This is a genomic window from Streptomyces niveiscabiei, from assembly GCF_001419795.1.
Taxonomy (GTDB): domain Bacteria; phylum Actinomycetota; class Actinomycetes; order Streptomycetales; family Streptomycetaceae; genus Streptomyces; species Streptomyces niveiscabiei.
In genome coordinates this window covers 1-300 of record NZ_LIRL01000415.1, presented here as the reverse complement: position 1 = coordinate 300, position 300 = coordinate 1, and the positions used below count along the sequence as shown (strand labels likewise).

Sequence of the window (300 nt, the reverse complement as noted above, 5' to 3'; positions counted from 1 at the left end):
CGCCGAAGCGGTCGGTGAGCAGCCCCCACACGACCTCGGTGAGGGCGGCACCGCAGGTCAGGGCGGCGAGGACCACCCCGAGCTGTCCCGTGGAGTAGCGGTAGTCGCTCTGGAGGACGACCCCGGCCATGGGGATGCCCTGGAAGGCGGCGCTGAAGGCGGCCTGGGCGAGGATGCCGATGCCGAGGATGCCCCATTTGTAGCGGGGCGAGTGGGTCTTGCCCGACCGTCCGACGGGGAGGGGGCCCGCAGCGGCCTGCGGGAGGGTCTGGGTCATGGGGGGTGTCTTTCTCTCGGAGG

At 72.0% G+C, this 300-nt stretch carries 1 protein-coding gene; it reads right to left on the bottom strand.

Annotated features, from left to right (window positions below; all coding sequences use genetic code 11):
- Positions 1-277: MFS transporter (locus AOK24_RS48595; protein ID WP_167376848.1), on the bottom strand; the 277-nt coding region annotated here is incomplete at its 3' end.
- Positions 278-300: the final 23 nt, after the last annotated feature.